Source organism: Streptosporangium sp. NPDC005286 (genome assembly GCF_040607515.1).
GTDB lineage: Bacteria > Actinomycetota > Actinomycetes > Streptosporangiales > Streptosporangiaceae > Streptosporangium.
In genome coordinates this window covers 1-15,402 of the sequence record NZ_JBEXGU010000200.1, presented here as the reverse complement: position 1 = coordinate 15,402, position 15,402 = coordinate 1, and the positions used below count along the sequence as shown (strand labels likewise).

Sequence of the window (15,402 nt, the reverse complement as noted above, 5' to 3'; positions counted from 1 at the left end):
CCCGCCCGCGGCGCGGCGCTGGCCGCGCGGCTGGCCGCCTACCGTGACGCCGGGGCGCGTCACACGGTCCTGGGCTTCGCGGGCGGTGACCGGCGCGAGCGGTGCGACCTGCTGGCCGAGGCCCGCGCGCTCCTGACCTGACCCACGCGCGCCGAGCATCACCGCTCGGGCAGCGATCTCACGGAACGGAAACCGACGCGCGGGGCAGCCCCGCGGTCTCCCTGTCCTCACCATCGGCCGGGAACCGACACCTCCTCCGCCCTCGGACGAACCGCCCTCTCCCCGACCCGATATCCGGTGGCGGACCCGGTTGCCGGTGGTGAGGATTACGGCATGCATGTCTTCCTGGAGACCGACCGGCTCGTGCTCCGCGCGTTCACCGAGGCCGACGCCGACCACCTGCTCGCACTGGACAATGACCCCGACGTCATGCGCTTCATCAACGGCGGCCGGCCGACGAGCCGCGAGGTGATCCAGGCACGGACCCTGCCGCGGCTCCTCCATGACCACCCGTGCTTCGGCACCCGCGGCTACTGGGCCGCGGAGGAGAAGGCCACCGGGATCTTTCTGGGCTGGTTCGAATTCCGGCCCCTGGCCGACCACAGTCCCGTGGTGGTCGAACTCGGCTACCGGCTGAACAAGGCCGCCTGGGGCGCCGGCCATGCCACGGAGGGCTCGCGAGCCCTGATCCGCAAGGGGTTCACGGATCTCGGGGTGGAACGGGTGACCGCGAACACCATGGCCGTCAACACACGATCCCGCCGCGTGATGGAAAAAGCCGGCCTGTCATTCGTCCGGAGCTTCACCGGGGACTGGCCGGAGGCGATCGAGGGCTCCGGGCATGGCGAAGTCGAGTATGAACTCACCCGGGCCGAGTGGAGACGGCATCGGCAGGCGCCGGCCGTCCGGTAGAACGGCGCCGCTCCGCACTTCGCGGGTTTCGTCAGCTGTGACAGGTAGCGAAGCGGAGGTTGGAAGCGATATCCGGAGTGGGTCTCGCACCGGCGAGAACCCGGGTCTCGTGCCGAGGGGGAAAGACGATCGCCATTACCGGTGGTCACCCCACCCGCTCTGGACCACGAACGGGAGAGGTGCGGCGTGGAAGACGGCGTGCAGGATGTCGCGCTCGTGTTGGTGGACGTGCCGAGCGAGGTGCGGGACGTGTACGCCTGGCTGCGGGAGGATCCCGAGCTGCGCCGCTGGGTCGACCTCGTCGAAAGCCCACCGGCAGAAGGCACGCTCGGGCCCGTCGCGGAGGCCGTCCAGATCGTGGCCGACGCGCCTGAGGTGGTGGCCACGCTCGCCGGCGTTCTCATCGCCTGGCTGCGCTACCGGACCAGTGACGTCAAGATCAGGATCCGGAGGAGCGCCACCGACACCGAGATGGAGGTCACCGCCAACCGGGTGAAGACCATGAACGCCGCGCAGGTGCAGGAGCTGAGGACCCAGCTCGAAGCCGCCCTCAACACCCACCCCCCGCTATTGCCGGCATCCGGATCGGCAGGGTCCGCGGCGGACCCCTCCCCGTCCGAGGAAGAGGCGGACCCTTCCCCGTCCGAACCCGAATCCGAGGAGGAGACGGATCCCTCCCCATCCGAGGAGGAGACGGGCGGTGGCTGAGGCCGCGCCGAAGCTCCTGCTGTCCGGATCCGGCGTTCGCGTGCTGATCGTCGGCTCTGGCCGGCACGTCGCGGAGGCGAGGATCGGCGACGTGCCCCAGGCGGTCTCCGCCGCGACCGACCTGGCCACCGCCCTGGTCGAGCACACCGATCTGGCTCCCGAGCAGCTGACGCTCCTGGTGAACCCGGACGATCCCGCCCGGCTGGCGACGGCGATCGACGCCCTGTCCCAGCAGGCCGCCGACGTGCTGGTCTTCGTGTATGTCGGGCACGGTCTCATCGGTCCCGACAACCACCTGTATCTCGCCACCCAGGCCACGGTGGACCTCACCCGAGGCCCGGTCAGGAACCAGGCGCTGCCGTACGCGGAAGTCGCCGACCTGCTGTCAGGGAGCAGGGCCCGGCTGAGCGTGGTGATCCTGGACTGCTGCTGGGCCGGACGCGCCACCGGCTGGCCGGACACCTATCTGCTGACCTCCACCAGCCGCGACGAGGCGGCCTGGGCGCTGCCCGGGGATCGCCACACCGCTTTCACCGGCGCGCTCATCCGCCTGCTCACCGAAGGCGACCCGACCGGACCGTACCTGCTCGGTCTTGACGACGTGCACCGCTGTCTCACCCGTGGCCTGCGCGAACGCGGCCTGCCCGTTCCCCGCCGCCAGGCCGCCGACCACGGTGGCCGACCGATCGTGGTCAACGCCGCGTACCGTACCCCGGCCGGTCACCGCTTCCCGGCGGCACTGCCCGATGACGGGCAGCACAGCCCTTACCGAGGTCTGCGCGCCTACCGCGCCGAGGACACGGCCTTCTTCTTCGGCCGCGAAGCACTCACTCGTACCCTTGCCGATCGGGTGATCTCCGAGCGAGGCGCACCGCTCGTCGTCACCGGTCCCTCCGGTTCAGGCAAGTCCTCCGTCCTGCAGGCCGGGCTGATCGCGGCGCTGGGCCCCGAACGTTGCCTGCTGCTCACCCCTGGCGCCGATCCCTTCAGCGGTCTTCTCCAAAGCGTGACCGACCTGACCGGAGGCAACCGGCCCGGCCCAGATCGCACGGGCGACACGGCAGCTGGACGAAAGCAGCGGCTCGCGACGCCACCTGCCCCCGATCGCCTGGGGGACACGGGTGGAGGACACCAACGGCTCATAGCCCCGTCCGACCCCGATCGCCTGGGGGACGCCCTTCCTGAGGACACCGTTCTCCTCATTGACCAGTTCGAAGAGGTTTTCACCCTCTGCGAGGACGAGTCTCGCCGCGCATCGTTCATCAGGGCACTCGTCGCGATCTCCCGCAGGGTGCCCGTGGTGATCGGCGTGCGCGCCGACTTCTTCGGCCATTGCACCGCCTACCCCGGACTCGTGGACGCGCTGGAGCACGCGGCCGTCGTTCCGCCGCTGACCCGCGACCAGTTGCGCGATGTGATCGAGGAACCGGCCCGGCTGGCCGGCCTCACCCTCGATGAGGGCCTGGTGGAACAACTGCTGGACGACCTCGGCGACAGCACCGACAGCACCCCTCTGCCGCTGCTGTCCCATGCGCTGCTGGCCACCTGGCAACGCCGCGAGGACGGCGTCCTCACCCTGGCGGCCTACCGCGCGACCGGTGGAATCACCCAGGCGCTGGCCCGCACCGCCGACGAGACCCTGAACTCCCTCCGCTCACCAGACCTTCTCACCACCGTGCCCCGGTCACCGCAGTCGTCCGGCACCGCGCCGTCCCACAGCGCGAAGCGGCTGCCAAGCGGGCCGGAGCCTCCCGATTCCTCGGCCCGGGACGCCGCGCGCCGCATGTTCCTGCGCCTCGTCCGGCTTGGCGAGGCCACCGACGACACCCGCCGAACGGTCCCCCTGCTGGAACTGCTCCCTGCGGCCGGCAGTCCGGAACATGATCAAGCCCGGGTCATCCTCGACACCTTCACCCGAGCCCGGCTGATCACCGTGGATCAGGATCGGGCCCACATCGTCCACGAAGCCCTCATCCGTGCCTGGCCGCAACTGCGAGCCTGGATCGACGCCGACCGCGCCGACCTGCTCGTAGGCCAGCAACTCTCCGAGGACGCCGCGCGCTGGGACCGCCAGCGACGCGAGCCCGGCTATCTCTACACCGGCGCCCGCCTGGAGGCCATCGACCGGACCCGCGAGCGCTGGCGCTCCGGCCCGACCCGCCACCCCTTTCTGAACGAGGTCGTCGCCGACTTCCTGACCAGCAGTGACGCGGCCGCGAAACGGGCCAGACGGCGCCGCCGGGTCACTTTGGTGATCCTCATCGCCCTGCTGATCGCCTCGCTGGGAGGCGCCGGGGCGGCCGTCCTCGCCGCGAACGACGCCAGAACCCAGCAGCGTCTCGCCGAGGCACGGAGCCAGGAGGCCACGTCACGCGAGCGGGCGCTACAGAGCGAGTACATCGCGGCCGCCGATCCGGTACGGTCCGCCGCGCTGGCCGCCAACGCCTGGCGCATCGCCCGTACGCCCGAGGCGCGCTACAGCGTGCTCGACATCCTCGCCGGCGCCGGCCGAGGCGTCATCGCGGTAGGCGAGGGCTCCGCGTGGGCCGTGGCCTACAGCCCGGACGGAAGGACTCTGGCCGTCTCGGAAACCGATGGCACCATACGGTTGTGGGACGTCGCCACCCACCGCCCCATCGGCACCCCGCTCACCGGCCATCAGGATGTCGTCCCCTCCGTCGCCTTCAGCCCGGACGGGAAGACATTGGCCAGCGCCGGACTGGACGGCACCGTACGGTTGTGGAACGTCACCACTCATCGCCCCATCGGTGCTCCCCTTACCGGCCACAGCGAATTCGTCTGGGCGGTGGCCTTCAGCCCGGATGGGCACACGCTCGCGAGCGCAGGAAACGATAAAACCATACGTTTGTGGGATATATCCGCCCATCGGCAGCTCGGCGCCCCCCTCACCGGACACCAGGGCCCCGTCTACGCGGTCGCCTACAGCCCGGACGGGCACACCCTCGCCACTGCCGGAGACGACAAGACCCTACGGCTGTGGGACGTCGCCACCCATCGCCCGCTCGGAACCCCGCTCACCGGCCACCCGGACGACATCCGCGGCGTCGCCTTCAGCCCGGACGGGAAGACATTGGCCACCACGGCCGCCGACAAGGCCGTACGGTTGTGGGACGTCGCCACCCGTCGTCCGCTCGGCGCCCCGCTCACCGGCCACACGGACGCCATCGATTCCGCATTCAACCCCGTCAACGGGGTGCTCTTCAGCCCCGACGGACGCACTGTGGCCACGGCGGGAAACGATGGCACCGTACGCCTGTGGGACGTCGCCACTCACCGCCAGCTCGGCGCCCCGCTCACCGGGCACAAGAACGCCGTCATCGGGCTGGCCTACAGCCCGGACGGACGCACTCTCGCCAGTGCCGGATTCGAGGGAACCGTCCGTCTCTGGGACGTCACCGCGCACCGCCAACTCGGTGGCCCCCTCGACGCCGCCGCCGAGTTCGCCTGGACCGTCGCCTTCAGCCCTGACGGCCGTACCCTGGCCAGCGCAGGAAGCGATGGCATCGTGCACATCTGGGACGTCGCCGCCCACCAACGTCGCGGCGAACCCCTCCCCGGCCACAAAGATCATGTTCTCCGGCTGGCATTCAGCCCGGACGGACGCGTTCTCGCCAGTGCCGGAGCCGACGGCACCGTACGGCTGTGGAACATCGCGACGCACCGTGAAGCCGCGACCCTCGCCGGACACCGGGAAGGAGTCCAGACCGTCGCCTTCAGCCCGGACGGGCACACCTTGGCCAGTGCCGGAGACGACGGCACCGTACGCCTGTGGGACGTCGCCACCCATCGCCCGCTCGGCGCCCCGCTGACCGGGCACGGCGGCCGCGTTCTTGAGGTGGCGTTCACCCGAGACGGGCGCGGTCTCGCCAGCGCGGGAGTCGACGGAAGCGTCCGCCGGTGGAACATCACCGGCCACAGTGGCGACACCGTTCTCCCGCCACGTCGCGAGGGCTCGGTGAGCGCCCTTGCCCTGAGCGCCGACGCGCGTACCCTCGCCACCGCCGACACCGATGAGAGCGTGGTGCGCCTGTGGGATCTCTCCACCGGGCAGGAGCGCGGCAATCCCTTCGCCGGGCACCAGGACACCCGCAACCAAGCGGCCGTCAACTCCATCAACGGCGTGGCCTTCAGCCCCGATGGACGCGGTCTCGCGACCGGGGGAGCCGATGGCACCATCCGTCTGTGGGACACCACCACCCACCGGCAACTGGGCGACCCCCTCACCGGGCACACCGCCTCCTCCAATGGATTGCCGTTCGTCAGCGGCGTGACCTTCAGCCTTGACGGAGGGACCCTGGCCAGCGCCGGTGGTGACGGCACCGTACGCCTGTGGGGTGGCGTCGCGGTCCCGGCTGACAGCGATCTATCGCGACTGATCTGCCCGCTGGCCGCCCGATCCCCCTACTCCGAGGGGTACGACGATTACGCCGTTCCACCACCTGATCGAGAAGGGCGGTGCTGAACCTCAGGCCGTTTCCGAGCATGTCCCGGAGGCAGTTGCCTGGTTACTTGAGGGTGAGAGTCGCCGGTCAGTTGTGGTGTAGGCGGCAATCTCGTGGAGCGGCCAGAAGACAGGGTCAAACACCAAGGTCTCTTCCGAGGGTCGCAGGAGATCCGATTCCTTCTGGTGGTGGTGGCCGTCTTATCGTCATCAACACGTGTTGGCGTAGGGGGCGGTAGTCGTGGTCGAGGAGCAAGGCGGTGGCGGTCAGGCGGAGGACACGGCCGTGGTGGGCGCCGCGCTGGCCGGTGACGAGGGGGCGTTCGGAGCGCTTGTCGAGCCTGTCCGCTGGGAGTTGCGGGTGCACTGCTACCGGATGCTGGGCTCCTATGACGACGCGGAGGACATCGTTCAGGAGACGTTCCTGCGGGCATGGCGCCGCCGGGAAACCTATGAGGGGCGGTCGACGTTCCGGGCCTGGCTGTACAAGATCGCGACGAACGCGTGCCTGGACCTGATCGACCGGAACAACCGGCGGGCCGCGCCGTACCAGGTTCCGCCGCTGGTCGAGTCGGGCACGCCGGTGCAGCCACCCACCGAGGTGTCGTGGTTGCAGCCGGTCCCGGATCGGCTGCTGGAGCCGACCGTCGACGGTGCCGAGGAGCCGGAGTCGGTGGCGGTCGCGCGGGAGACGATCGAGCTCGCCTTCTTGGTGGCGATCCAGCGACTCCCTGCCCGGCAACGAGCCGTGTTGATCACCAGGGATGTGCTGGGCTGGCCCGCCACCGAGACGGCCGCGCTGCTGGACACCAGCGTGGCGTCGGTGAAGAGCGCGTTGCAGCGGGCGCGGGCGACGCTGAAACAGCACCTACCCCAGCGGCGCGAGGACTGGGCACCTTCGGCCGAGCCGAGCGCGGACGAGCGCGCGCTGTTGCGACGTTACGTCCAGGCGCATCAGCGAGCCGATCTGGGTGCGCTCACCGGATTGCTCGCCGAGGACGTGCAGATGACGATGCCGCCACACCCGGCGTGGCTGGTCGGGCGGGATGCGCTGCTGGCCCTTACCGGACAGGTCTTCGACTCCGGCTCGGAGTGGCATCACGGGCGCTGGCGCAGCGTGGTCACCGGCGCGAATCTCCAACCCGCGGTGGCGCACTATGTCGAATACCCCACCGCACCCGAGACCAAGGACCTGACCGGGCGGTTCCGCGGCCAGGTGCTGGATGTGCTGCGGATCGATGGCGGCCGGATCACCGCGATCACATCGTTCGCACCACGCAACTTTGCCGCGTTCGACCTGCCCCTGGTCCTGTCGTGAACGTGCGATTCCGGCGGCGCGAGGTGGTCCTGGCCTGCGGTGAGGTCCGTGACTACGACGCGGCTGCCTGGCACGACGCGATCGTCTGGGTGCAAGGCGGGAGGTCGAACTCGAGACGATCGACGGCACCTGGCAGCGCTTCGGCGTCGGCGCGGTGCTGTGTCTGGCCGGCCTGCCAGTGCGCGTGCTGCGCAGCCCGGGACCGGTGCCCGTCACCCTGGTCGCGATAAGTCGAAACCGGACCGATTCCTTCTCCGCCCAGGCGCCGTCATACAGCCGTTAACACCACATGACACCTGAGACGGGGAAATAATCATGTCCACCACCGGCGAAACGACGGTCATCTCCCGGGACGGAACCGAGATCGCGTTCGAGCGGCTCGGTGCCGGGCCTGCGGTCATCCTCGTGTCCTCGGCGCTGGCTGACCGCTCCGACGCCGGTAAGCTCGCCGGTCTGCTCGCCCAGCACTTCACCGTGATCAACTACGACCGGCGGGGCCGGGGCGCCAGCGGCGACGCCGCCGGGTACGCGGCCGAACGCGAGGTCGAGGACATCGCGGCGTTGATCGACCATGCCGGGGGTTCGGCGTCGGTGTTCGGGAGCTCGTCGGGGGCGGTGCTGGCGTTGCGTGCCGCGGCGGCCGGGCTCGACATCGAGAAACTGGCGCTCTACGAGCCGCCGTTCGTGATCGGCGACGACGGCTTCGGCCCGCCCAAGGACTACGCCCGGCATCTCGACGCGCTGCTGGCCGCCGACCGGCGCGGCGACGCGGTCAGGTACTTCATGACCAAGGCACAGGGCATGCCCGCGTTCATGGTGACCATGATGCGACTGATGCCGGGTGTGTGGTCGAACCTCAAGGCGCTGGTGCACACGCTGCCCTACGACGCCGCGGTGATGGGCGAGCCCCAGCAGGGCAAGCCGCTGGAGGCCGACCGATGGTCTGCTGCGAAAGCGCCGTCCCTGGTACTGACCGGCGGCAAGAGCCCGGCCGGATTCCACGACGCCGCACGAGCGCTCGTCCGCATCCTGCCTGACGCCGAACACCGTACCCTGCCCGGCCTCGACCACGGCGCCGTGGTCATGGCCCCCAAAAAGCTCGCGCCCGCGCTCGTGGAATTTCTGCACGGCTGAGCCGGGCACCGATTCCTTTCCGGGCGCCGTGCCGTCACACAGACAAACCCAGCAGCATCGAAGCGGACAGGAGAGGTCCTCATGTCGAACAAGCAGGACACCGCGATGACCGAGCTCGACCGGCTCACCGGCACCTGGAAGGTGAGCGGCGAGGCCACCGGCCAGGTCACCTACTCCTGGCTGGTAGGCCGTCACTTCCTCAAGCAGGAGGTCGACCTCCAGCATGCCGGCCGGCACATCACCGGCATCGAGATCATCGGCCGGGAAAAACCGTTCGGCGCCGAGGAACCGGGCGAGGACATCACCTCCCGGTTCTACGGCAGCCAGGGCGAAACCCTCGACTACGTCTACGAGATCAACGGCGACACGCTCACCATCTGGGGCGGCGAGAAAGGCTCACCCGCCTACTACCGCGCCCTGTTCAGCCCCGACGGCAACAGCCTGTCCGGGAACTGGATCTGGCCCGGCGGCGGCTACCACGCCGAAATGAGCCGCGTCCGATGACTGACACCACGATTACGAAGCGACTGCTGATCGCCGGCGCGGTCGCGACCCCGCTGTTCTTCACGGTGGCGTTCACCCAGGCGTTCACCCGAGACGGCTTCGATCTCTCCCGGCACATGCTCAGCCAGTTGGCGACCGGAGACCTCGGATGGCTGCAGATCGCCAACTTCATCGTCACCGGAACACTGTTCATCGCGGCGGCCATCGGGATGCGGCGGACACTGCGCCAGGGCCGCGGGGCGAAATGGGGCCCCCTACTGATCGGAGTCTTCGGCGGTGCACTGGTCCTCGCGGGCATCTTCGTCACCGACCCGGCGAGCGGCTACCCCGCCGGGTCAGCCGACGGAGTGATCTCCTGGCACGGCGCGCTTCACAACGTGGCCTCCGTGGTGGCCGGCCTTGCCCTGCTGGCAGCGAGCCTGGTGTTCGCCCGCCGGTTCCTCACCGGCAAGCAGAAAGGGTGGGCGATCTACAGCGTGGCCAGCGGGATCATTTACGCCGTCCTGCCACAGACCAACCCCGGGCTGATGAGCCTGCTGTTCGCCGTCGCATCGCTGATCGGCTGGGCCTGGATCTCCACGCTCTCCCTCCACCTCGTCAACACCGGCACGGCTGAGGCGACCACGCCCCAACTCCAGCGCGCATAACAATCAATCGAGGTCTTCGCGTGTCCCACTTGAACCCGGCGCGGAAGGGCTCGATACCTCCAAACGGGCCAGGGTGAGCCGGACAGGGGCCGGCCGTCACTTGAGCGGCTTCAGCGGCAAGCGATGTGTTCGCCGACGATGGCCGGGGAGGGTTGGTGGTGCCGCCCCCTGCCAGGGGAAGCGGAAGTGAGCCCGGGTTTACTGCCGGAACCGACAGGCCCCCGGGCTTCGCGCTGTTCTCAACCAATCGCAGCGCAGTCGATCACACCTTAAGGTCAGGTTTCGGACGTGGACCGTCCGGTGACGGCGCGGCGTAGGTCGAAGAGGTCCGACGGGGAGATGGGCATCCGGTCGATCCGGATCCCCTCGGCGTCCTCGATCGCCGAGGCGATCACCGCGGAGACCGGGATGACCCCCGCCTCGCCCGCTCCCTTGATGCCCAAGGGGTTGAGCGGGGACGGGGTCTCCAGGTGAGCGGTCTCGATGAAGGGCACCTCGGTGGCGTACGGCATCAGGAAGTCCATGAACGAGGCGTTCAGCAGCTGGCCGTGGTCGTCGTAGACCATCTTCTCGTACAGGGCGCCGCCGACGCCCTGGGCGACCCCGCCGTGGATCTGCCCCTCGACGATCATCGGGTTGATCAGGTTGCCGCAGTCGTGCACCACGGCGTAACGCAGGATGCGGATCTCCGCGGTCAGCGGGTCGGTCTCCACGATCGCCGCGTGCATGCCGGAGGCGAAGGTCGAGCGGATCGGCGAGTAGTAGTCGCGCCCCTCAAGACCCGGCTCCTCCCCCTCGGCCACCGGCGGCCGGTCGAAGGACGAGGTGCCCGCGAACTGGGTCGCCCTGGCCGCCTCGGCGTCGAAGGCGTAGCGCAGCGGGTTGGACAGCACCGCCACCGTCGCCAGCGGGATCGTGGTGCCGGGAGCGCCGACCACCCGCACCTCCCCGTCGACGATCTCCAGGTCGCGGGGGTCGGCCTCCAGCGCCTCCGCGGCGATCCGCAGCGCCTTATCCCTGACCTTCCTGCAGGCCAGGGCGATCGCGTTGCCGCTCATCACCGCGGCCCGCGAGGCGAACGTGCCGACCGCGTAGCCGAACCTTCGGGTGTCCCCGGTGACCACCGAGACCCGTTCCAGCGGCACGCCCAGCTCGGCCGCGGCGATCTGCGCGAACACCGTCTCGTGCCCCTGGCCCTGGGAGGTGAGCCCGGTGGAGACGTGCACCCGGCCGTCCGAGGTGATCTGGACGTGCCCGCCCTCGTACGGGCCGACGCCGGTGCCCTCGACGTAGCAGCCGATCCCGATCCCGATCGCGCGCCCCTCGGCGGCGGCGCGGGCCTTCAGCCCGGGGAAGTCGTCCCAGCCGATCAGCTCCTTGAGCAGCCGCAGCGACTCCGGGTAGTCGCCGCTGTCGTAGATCAGCGGGCGGCCGTCCTGGAAGATCAGGCCCTGGTCGTAGGGGAACTCGTCGGGCTGGATGAAGTTGGCCGCGCGCACCGCGGTGCGGTCGGCCCCCAGGTGCTCGGCGATGTGGTCCATGGTCCGCTCCATGCAGAAGACCGCCTGCGGGCGGCCCGCCCCCCGGTACGGGGTGACCTGCACGGTGTTGGTGTAGATCGAGGAGAACTCGACCCGATAGGCGCCGATCCGGTACGGGCCGAGGAGCTGGGTGGAGGTGATGATCGGCACGATGATCCCGTACGGCGTGTAGGCGCCGTGGTCGTGCAGGATCTCGACGTCCAGGCCCAGGATCCTGCCCTCGTCGTCGAAGCCGACCCGGACCGACTGCACCTGGGCGCGCTCGTGCGCGGAGGAGATGAAGTGCTCGCGCCGGTCCTCGGTCCACTTGACCTCCCGGCCGAGCGTGATCGCCGCCCACGGGACCAGGATCTCCTCCGGCCAGGGGTGCATGATCTTCACCCCGAAACCGCCGCCCACGTCCGGGGCGACCACCTCGACCTTCGGCAGCGGCAGGCCGAGCTTGGCCGCGATGGCCATCCGGACGCTGGTGGAGGTCTGGGTGCTGGAGTGGACGCGCAGCGAGCGGTCGTCGGCGTCCCAGCGGGCGTGCACGCCGCGCCCCTCCAGCGGCATGGACGCGCTGCGCTCGATGTCGAGCCGGAAGGCCAGCGTGTGCGGCGCGGCGTCGATGGCCTCGCGCGCGCCGAGCCCGGCGGCCGAGGGCACCTCCTGGACCAGATGCGCGCCGACGTTGCCCGGCACGTCGGCGTGCACGAGCTGGGCGGACTGCGTGGCCTCCTCCACCCCGACCACCGGCTTGAGGATCTCGTAGTCGACCTCGATGAGCGCGCAGGCGTCCTCGGCGAGGTAGCGGTCACGGGCGACGACCATCACGACGGGCTCGCCGACGTGCCTGACGATCTCGCGGGCCAGCGGGTACGCGGTGCGGCCGTGGGTCAGCGCCGGATGCGGGATGAGCAGCGGCAGCGGCTCGGCGAGCGCGCCCGGCAGATCCTCCCAGGTGTAGATCGCCACCAGCCCCTCGACCTCGATGGCGGCCGAGACGTCGATGTCGCGGATCCGGGCGTGGGCGTGCGGGGAGCGGACGAAGGCCGCCTGCAGCGCCCCCGGCGCCAGGTCGTCGAGGTAGAGGCCGCGCCCGGTCAGCAGCCGGGGGTCCTCGCGCCGCCTGACCGGCTCGCCGAACAGTTTCGTGGTCATGATCGCCTCACCGGGACGTGTCTCCTGCCTCGCCCGCCCGAGGGTCCTCCGGGACCGCCCGGAAAGTCCTCGTGCTCCCCCGAGAATCCCCCGCGCCCGCTCAAGGCTCCTCCGCCATGATCTCGGCCGCGCGGTGGACGGACTTGACGATGTTCTGGTAGCCCGTGCACCGGCACAGGTTGCCGGAGATGCCCTCCAGCACCTCCTCGTCGCTCGGCGCCGGGTTGTCCCGCAGCAGCGCGGTCACCGTGCACAGGAAGCCGGGCGTGCAGAAGCCGCACTGCAGGCCGTGGCACTCGGCGAAGGCCCGCTGTACTGGCGAGAGCGTGCCGTCCTCGCCGGCGAGCCCCTCCACCGTGGTGATGTCGCGCCCGTCCACGGTGACCGCGAACGTCAGGCAGGAGCGGACGGGCTCGCCGTCCAGCAGCACCGTGCAGCACCCGCAGACCCCGTGCTCGCACCCGACGTGCGTGCCGGTCAGGCCGAGGTCGTGCCGCAGGCAGTCCGAGAGCAGCCGCCGCGCCGGGACCGAGGCCTGCCTGACCACCCCGTTGACGGTCAGCGTGATCTCATGCATCTACGGCCTCCCTGGCGGCGTCACGGAGTGCCTGCTCGGTGAGGACTCCGGCGAGGTGCCGCCGGTAGGCGGCGGTCGCGTGGATGTCTGCCTCCGGCTCGATCTCGTCCTGCACGGCGCGGGCCGCCGAGGCCCAGTCCGCCGAGTCCGGCGGCCGGTGACCGACGGCCTCGGTGACGTCGACGAGCACCGGGACGGGACCGAGGCTCACGCACGCCACCGTGGCCGAGGTGATCCTCAGATCGTCGTCCAGTGCGACCAGTGCCGCGATCCCGGCCAGGGCGTAGTCGCCGTGCCGCCGGGCGACCTCGCGGAACGCGGTGCCCGAGCGCGGGGGCGGGACGGGGAAGAACGCGGAGACGGCCAGCTCGCCCGGGTCGATCGCCGACTCCAGGGGGCCGGTGAAGAAGTCCTCGGCGGCCACGTCCCTGACGGCGCCCGGCCGGGCCAGCCGTACCGAGCCCCTCAGCAGGGCGAGCACGGCCGGTAGTTCGGCGGCGGGGTCGGCGTGGGCCAGGCTGCCGACCACGGTGCCCCGGTTGCGGATCACCGGGTGGGCCACCAGCCGGAGCGCCTGGCGCAGCAGCGGCTGGGCCGCGGCGACCTCCTCGGAGCGTTCCACCGCCGCGTGCCTGGCCAGGGCGCCGACCCGCACTCCGCCAGGCTCGACGTCCACGGCCGCCAGTTCGGCCAGCCGGTTGATGTCGACCAGGTGCGCGGGGGCGACCAGCCGCATGTTCAGCAGCGGGATCAGGCTCTGCCCCCCGGCAAGCACCTTGCCGTGCTCCCCGGCCCCGGCGAGGGCGTCGAGCGCCTCGCCGAGGGAGCGGGGGGCGTGGTATTCGAAGGGGGGTGGTTTCACCAGAACCTCCCGAGGATGCTCCAGCCTTCAGGCCGGGGAGGAATTGGGAGCGGGAGGGCCGCCAAGGCCCGAGCGTGCCCTGACCGGTCAATCATTTCGATCGGCTTCTTTCCGGGTCGTGTAGCCGTAGCCGTCCGCGCGCTGAAGATGACGGACATGCCGATGGTTGATCCCGGTGATGCGACCGTGCCGGGTGGTGATGTCGAACGAACCGGAGGAGCGGACCAGGACCCGCCCGACGTGAACCCCGGCCTTCTTGCCCGCCGGGACGTTCGCCCGGACCAGGTCGCCGGTCTGGAAGCCGTGGCGCAGTTTGCTCCGTGGCCGGACAAGACGGGGGAACCCGTACCGGTCGGGAGTGGTGCGGGCGTAGGTGCCGCGCCCGGTCGCCGCAACCACCAGGACCGTGGACGGCCAGGCGGTCACGCTCTCCAGTTCGCCGACGTGCACCGCGTCCAACGTATGCGACTTCGGCGCGCCGGTACGCGACCGGTTCCACTTCGTACGACCACCGGACGCGACGCGGATCGGGAGACCCGTTGATTCCAGCGCCCGCCACAGCGCCCACCGGGTGGCGTTGACGGCGGCGGCGTCCCGCAGCGGAGCCTTCGCCTGCCGGAGGATCCTCGCCAGGAGGGCGGGCTTGTCCTTGAGGAACTCCTCCACCGGGGTGGCGTTCTTGGCCTGGTTACACCGGACGCAGGCCAGGGCGAGGTTACTGATCCGGTCGGAGCCGCCCCGGCTGCGGGGGTGGATGTGGTCAAGGTTGAGCGGTACACCGCTCGCGCCGCAGTAGGCGCAGGTGCGCCCCCACTTGGCCAGCAGGTATTCGCGGACCTCGTACCCGGCGAGGGTGCCCTGCTGATACTCAACGCCTTCCAACGGCTTGCCCGCCGAGAGGACGTGGGTGTCGAAGGAGACCTTCTCCACGTGCACGGCGACCACGGGCGCCCACCGGGCCAGCCGCACCATCCACGACATGGTGGTGTCGACGCGGTGTCGCAGCGACGGCGCCAGCCACCCCTGCGGTTTGGTGCGGTTGAGGAACCGGGGGGCGCGGTAGCGCAGGTTCCGCCCCCGGCGGCCCCGGCGCAGCGCGGCCCGCGAGGCGAGCCTGTCGCGGATCAGCGCGCCCCGGTGGTCGAGCTGGATCGCATACCGTCCGGTCCGGCTCCCCTCATGGCCGGTGAACACGGCCAGGCCGGTGTGCTTGGAGCCGGGGTCGATACCGACCTGCACGCCTGCCACGGTGGAGTCGGCAACCGACCGGTCCTTGAGGCGGATGACGAACGGAGTGCGACGGGCCACCACGGCTCGCCCGGCCGCCAGCAGGCGGCGGGCACGGGCGGGATGGCAGGGGTCGAGCGGGTGGCCGTGCCTGTCCAGGACGAACACGGCCGGGTGAACCTCACGGTTCGCTCCCTCGGACACCGAAGCGTCCTCGGGGTGACGCCGAGCAGACCGGGTGCCGGTCCGCTCGATCTCCCCTCGCCCAGGTCGAACACCAGGTACCGCCTGGCGGCGGTGTCCGTGAGCCGTTTCGTGCCCACCCTCGGGCGTGTCTGCTCCCACGGATTCCAGAGCGGCAGGCTGA

At 70.5% G+C, this 15,402-nt stretch carries 11 protein-coding genes; 7 read left to right on the top strand and 4 right to left on the bottom strand.

Annotated features, from left to right (window positions below):
* Positions 1–333 precede the first annotated feature (333 nt).
* The 7 genes from ABZU75_RS40505 to ABZU75_RS40475 all read left to right on the top strand — a co-directional run bounded on the left by ABZU75_RS40505 (position 334) and on the right by ABZU75_RS40475 (position 9,685).
* A complete protein-coding gene (locus tag ABZU75_RS40505) occupies positions 334–912 on the top strand; it encodes a GNAT family N-acetyltransferase (RefSeq protein ID WP_355566790.1) in 579 nt (192 codons plus the stop codon).
* Positions 913–1,098: 186 nt separating this feature from the next.
* On the top strand, positions 1,099–1,620 hold the full coding sequence (locus tag ABZU75_RS40500; protein WP_355566786.1) for a hypothetical protein: 522 nt from the start codon (positions 1,099–1,101) through the stop codon (positions 1,618–1,620).
* The gene (locus tag ABZU75_RS40495; protein ID WP_355566783.1) at positions 1,613–6,103 is read left to right on the top strand and encodes a caspase family protein; all 4,491 of its coding nucleotides are present in this window, start codon (positions 1,613–1,615) and stop codon (positions 6,101–6,103) included. The genes ABZU75_RS40500 and ABZU75_RS40495 overlap by 8 nt, the downstream gene beginning before the upstream one ends.
* A gap of 220 nt (positions 6,104–6,323) precedes the next feature.
* Positions 6,324–7,400, top strand: a complete 1,077-nt coding sequence (locus ABZU75_RS40490) for an RNA polymerase subunit sigma-70 (protein ID WP_355566780.1) — start codon at positions 6,324–6,326, stop codon at positions 7,398–7,400.
* A 315-nt stretch (positions 7,401–7,715) separates the two neighbouring features.
* The gene (locus tag ABZU75_RS40485) at positions 7,716–8,534 is read left to right on the top strand and encodes an alpha/beta hydrolase (protein ID WP_355566777.1); all 819 of its coding nucleotides are present in this window, start codon (positions 7,716–7,718) and stop codon (positions 8,532–8,534) included.
* A gap of 81 nt (positions 8,535–8,615) precedes the next feature.
* Entirely contained in the window at positions 8,616–9,038 is a 423-nt protein-coding gene (locus ABZU75_RS40480; protein WP_355566774.1) for a hypothetical protein, read from the top strand.
* Positions 8,987–9,685 (top strand): DUF998 domain-containing protein, encoded by a 699-nt coding sequence (locus tag ABZU75_RS40475; RefSeq protein ID WP_355566792.1) that lies wholly within the window; start codon positions 8,987–8,989, stop codon positions 9,683–9,685. Before ABZU75_RS40480 ends, ABZU75_RS40475 begins: the two co-directional genes overlap by 52 nt.
* Before the next feature lie 275 nt (positions 9,686–9,960).
* On the opposite strand, the gene cutA is transcribed toward ABZU75_RS40475, so the two are convergent.
* From cutA to iscB, 4 genes are all read right to left on the bottom strand, one after another.
* Entirely contained in the window at positions 9,961–12,369 is a 2,409-nt protein-coding gene (gene cutA, locus ABZU75_RS40470) for an aerobic carbon-monoxide dehydrogenase large subunit (protein WP_355566771.1), read from the bottom strand.
* Between the two features lie 100 nt (positions 12,370–12,469).
* Positions 12,470–12,946 carry a (2Fe-2S)-binding protein gene (locus ABZU75_RS40465; protein WP_350916965.1) on the bottom strand — a complete coding sequence of 159 codons (477 nt, stop codon included), beginning with the start codon at positions 12,944–12,946 and terminating at the stop codon, positions 12,470–12,472.
* Positions 12,939–13,808, bottom strand: coding sequence for a xanthine dehydrogenase family protein subunit M (locus tag ABZU75_RS40460; protein ID WP_355566768.1), 870 nt, complete (start codon positions 13,806–13,808; stop codon positions 12,939–12,941). Before ABZU75_RS40460 ends, ABZU75_RS40465 begins: the two co-directional genes overlap by 8 nt.
* Positions 13,809–13,895: 87 nt before the next feature.
* Entirely contained in the window at positions 13,896–15,239 is a 1,344-nt protein-coding gene (gene iscB, locus ABZU75_RS40455) for an RNA-guided endonuclease IscB (RefSeq protein ID WP_355566765.1), read from the bottom strand.
* Positions 15,240–15,402: the final 163 nt, after the last annotated feature.